Source organism: Salinicola sp. (assembly GCF_982684285.1).
Window position 1 is genome coordinate 1 of sequence record NZ_CEXLVS010000346.1, and the last position, 3219, is coordinate 3219.

Sequence of the window (3219 nt, forward strand, 5' to 3'; positions counted from 1 at the left end):
CGTTCAACTGAGGCCACCGCCCAGTCAAGGAGTGTCAAGATGAAGTTTTCCGAAGCGTGGCTGCGCGAGGGGGTATCACCGGCCCTGGAGACGCAGGCGTTGGCCGATGCGATCACCATGGCGGGACTGGAGGTCGATGCCGTCGAGCCGGTCGCGGCAGCCTTCCACGGCGTGGTGGTGGCAACGGTGACCGCCAAGTCGCCGCACCCCGACGCGGACAAGCTCAATGTCTGTCAGGTCGACGATGGTTCGGGAGAGCCGGTGCAAGTGGTGTGCGGCGCACCCAATGTGGATGTGGGCCAGCGGGTGCCGTTCGCGCGGGTGGGGGCCGTGCTGCCCGACGACTTCAAGATCAAGAGGGCCAAGCTGCGTGGGGTGGAGTCGTGCGGCATGATTTGCTCGGCCTCCGAGCTCGGATTGGAAGAGGGGCGTTCGGAGGGTATCTATGTTCTGCCGTCGGACGCACCCACCGGGCAGGATTTTCGTGCCTGGCTGGGCCTCGATGACCATACCATCGAGGTCGACCTGACGCCCAACCGCGGCGACTGCCTCAGCCTGCGCGGAATCGCGCGCGAGGTGGGTAGCGTCACCGGCGCCAAGGTCAGCGAGCCGACCGTCTCCACCGTCGTGGCACGTAACAACGCCCAGTTCCCGGTCAGCGTTCGCGATGGCGAAGGTTGCCCGCGCTATCTCGGGCGGGTCATTCGCGATGTCGATGTCACGGCGAAGACCCCCTTGTGGATGCGCGAACGCCTTCGGCGCAGTGGCATCCGTAGCATCGACCCGGCGGTCGATGTGACCAATTACGTCATGCTAGAGCTTGGCCAGCCCATGCATGCCTTCGATCTCGACTCCCTGGAGGGCGGGATCGAGGTCCGTCGCGCTGTCGCTGGCGAGCGCCTGACCTTGCTGGACGGGCAGGAGGTCGCGCTGGACGACGCCACGCTGGTGATTGCCGATCGCAATGGCCCGCTGGCGATCGCGGGGGTGATGGGCGGCGAGACCACGGGTGTCTCGCCCCGGACACGCCACCTGTTCCTGGAGGCTGCCTTCTTTTCGCCCCTGGTCGTCGCCGGCAAGGCACGGGATTTCGGGCTTCACACCGACGCCTCGCACCGTTTCGAAAGGGGGGTGGACCCGGACATCACCCGCACCGCAATGGAGCGGGCGACCGAGTTGCTGCTCTCCATCGTCGGCGGCGCGCCCGGACCCATCACCGAGGTGAGAAATCCCGCCACGCTGCCGCATCGGGGCAGCGTCGAGCTGCGCCGTGACCGTCTGGCGTCATGCCTCGGCGTGCGCCTGGCGGACGAGGAGATTCAGCGCATCTTTCGCTCGCTGGGCATGACCAGTTCGGTATCGGGGCAGACCTGGCATGTGCAGGTGCCCAGCTGGCGCTTCGATGTCTCGATCGAGGAGGACCTGATCGAGGAGCTTGCGCGCATTCATGGCTACAACCGGCTGCCCGCCACGCGACCCGAGGCCCGCCTGAAACTGGCGGCCGACGACGAGGCGACCCAGCCACTGAGGCGCCTGCGCCGTCATATGGTGTCGAGAGGCTATCAGGAAGCCGTGACTTACAGCTTCGTGTCGCCCGAGCTTCAGTCTCTGATCGTGCCGGACGGCGTCTCTCCCGTGTTGGCGAATCCCATCTCCAGCGACATGTCCGTCATGCGCCACAGTCTGTTCCCGGGGCTGATCAAGGCGCTCACCCACAACCTCAACCGGCAGCAGCAGCGCGTCAGGCTATTCGAGGCCGGACTGGTGTTTCAGGGCCCGCTGGACGACCTGACCCAGACGCCGATGTTCGGCGGCCTGATCTGTGGGCCGCGCAGCGCGGAAGGTTGGTCCGTCAGTCGCGAAGGCGTCGATTTCTTCGATCTGAAAGGGGACCTCGAGAGCCTGATAGCGATGAGTGGATGCGCCGAAGAGTGGACATTCGTCTCGGCCTCGCACCCCGCTCTCCATCCGGGGCGCTCCGCCCGTCTCGAGCGGAACGGCAAACCGGTCGGTTGGCTGGGTGCGCTGCATCCGCAAGTGCGCTCGCAACTCGATATCAAGCCTGACATCTATCTGTTCGAGGTCGAGCAGGAGGCCCTGACGCGCGGTGTCATACCAAAGTTCAAGCCGCTGTCGCGATATCCGGAAGTCCGCAGGGATCTGGCTTTCCTGGTAGAGGAGAGCGTCGGCGTCGCACCGCTGGTCGAAACGATTCGTGCCCAGGCCGGGGAGTGGTTGACCCGATGGCAGCTATTCGACGTCTACCAGGGCGCCGGCGTTGAGGAGGGCACCAAGAGCATTGCCCTGGGCTTGACCTGGCAGCATCCTTCGCGCACTCTCAATGACGAGGAAATCAATCAGTTAATCGCAGACGTGGTGCAGGCGGCGCAAGCTCGCTTCGGTGCCAGGCTGCGGAGTTGATCTGTCATCCTGCGCGAAGGGAGCGATCATGGGAGCGCTGACGAAAGCTGAGCTTGCGGAGCATCTTCACACCGAACTTGGCTTCTCCAAGAGAGAAGCCAAGTACATGGTAGAGACGTTCTTCGAGGAAATTCGCGGATGTCTGCGCGAGAATGAACAGGTCAAGCTGTCCGGGTTCGGCAATTTCGACCTGAGAGACAAGCGGGAAAGACCCGGGCGCAATCCCAAGACCGGCGAGGAAATTCCCATCTCCGCACGGCGGGTCGTGACTTTTCGCCCCGGTCAGAAGCTCAAGGCCAGAGTCGAAAGCTTCGACGGTGAGTTGCAGGAAGAGTGAGTCACGAGAAGAGCAAGTCGCGAGAAGAGTAAGTCGCAGGAAGCCTAAACCACCGGATTCGTCCTGGGTCGCCGCGATCGCCTGCCAGCAGCTTGCTGGCAGGCGATCGCGTTTTCATTTCCGGCGCGTGAGCCCCGCTGCCGGTGTGTGCTAAGCTCCCGCGCAAATCAACTGTCGACTGAGTGTTATGTCCAAGCTGAAGATTTTTGTCGGTACCGTTTACGGTGGTGCGCTCGATGTCGCCGAGCAGGTTTCACCGCTGTTCGAACAGGCTGGTTATGACGTCGCTATCGTCGAGCAGCCCTCGCTGGAAGCGCTGACCGACGACATGCCCGACCTGGCACTGTTCTGTGTATCCACCACGGGCAGCGGTGACTTCCCAGGCGATTTCGTGCCATTCGTCCGTGAGCTGAAGACCCGATCGCCAAGTCTCGCGGCTCTGCGATACGGTCTGATCGCCC

At 63.6% G+C, this 3219-nt stretch carries 3 protein-coding genes; all 3 read left to right on the plus strand.

Translation table 11 applies throughout. The features are described from left to right. Positions 1 to 39 precede the first annotated feature (39 nt). On the plus strand, positions 40 to 2421 hold the full coding sequence (gene pheT / locus AC3AYF_RS19540) for a phenylalanine--tRNA ligase subunit beta (RefSeq protein ID WP_487780225.1): 2382 nt from the start codon (positions 40 to 42) through the stop codon (positions 2419 to 2421). Between the two features lie 28 nt (positions 2422 to 2449). After that, positions 2450 to 2758, plus strand: coding sequence for an integration host factor subunit alpha (gene ihfA, locus AC3AYF_RS19545; RefSeq protein WP_110599554.1), 309 nt, complete (start codon positions 2450 to 2452; stop codon positions 2756 to 2758). A 187-nt stretch (positions 2759 to 2945) separates the two neighbouring features. Beyond that, positions 2946 to 3219: flavodoxin domain-containing protein (locus tag AC3AYF_RS19550; RefSeq protein WP_295041265.1), on the plus strand; the 274-nt coding region annotated here is incomplete at its 3' end.